Genomic DNA, 1040 nt, shown 5'->3' on the forward strand with positions numbered 1-1040 from the left:
GCGACCTCGGCTTTGACCTTGGCTTCGACGGCGCTGTTGCCGTCTTCGCCATTGGCGGCCAGCCCGTCGACCACTTCGATGATCCAGTCGGCGATCTGGCGGAATTCGACCTCGCCAAAGCCGCGGGTGGTGCCGGCGGGCGAGCCCAGGCGGATGCCGCTGGTGACGGTCGGTTTTTCCGGGTCAAACGGCACGCCGTTCTTGTTGCAGGTGATATGCGCGCGGCCCAGGGCCTTTTCAGTCGCGTTGCCCTTCACGCCTTTGGGGCGCAGGTCGACCAGCACCACATGGGTGTCGGTGCCGTGGGTCACCGTGTCCAGACCGCCCTTGATCAGTTGATCCGACAATGCCTGCGAATTGACGACGACCTGCTTGATATAGTCCTTGAACGCAGGCTGCAGAGCCTCGCCGAAGGCCACGGCCTTGGCCGCGATCACATGCATCAGCGGGCCGCCCTGAATGCCGGGGAAGATCGCCGAATTCACTTTCTTAGCGATATCTTCATCATTGGTCAGGATCATGCCACCACGCGGACCGCGCAGGGTCTTGTGCGTGGTCGTCGTCGCCACATGCGCGTGCGGGAAGGGGCTGGGGTGTTCGCCAGCCGCAACCAGACCGGCGAAATGCGCCATGTCCACGTGCAGATAGGCACCGACCATGTCGGCGATCTCGCGCATGCGGGCAAAGTCGATCACGCGCGGGATGGCCGAGCCTCCGGCGATGATCAGCTTGGGCTGGTGCTCTTTCGCCAGCGCCTCGACCTGATCATAATCCAGCATGTTGTCTTCCTTGCGGACGCCGTACTGCACCGCGTTGAACCACTTGCCCGACTGGTTGGGGCGCGCGCCGTGGGTCAGGTGACCGCCGGCATCTAGGCTCATGCCCAGAATGGTGTCGCCGGGTTGGATCAGCGCCTGGAACACGCCCTGGTTGGCCTGGCTGCCCGAGTTCGGCTGCACGTTGGCGAAGTCGCAGCCGAACAGCTGCTTGGCGCGGTCGATGGCCAGGTTTTCAGCGATATCAACGAATTGGCAGCCGCC

Annotated in this window: 1 protein-coding gene; it reads right to left on the reverse strand. The window is 63.8% G+C overall.

Annotated elements, in window-relative coordinates; all coding sequences use genetic code 11:
• On the reverse strand, positions 1-1040 hold a 1040-nt coding region (glyA, locus tag ACR0AL_RS20950; protein ID WP_480664538.1), incomplete at both ends, for a serine hydroxymethyltransferase.

The organism is Ruegeria sp. BB1, from assembly GCF_056539465.1.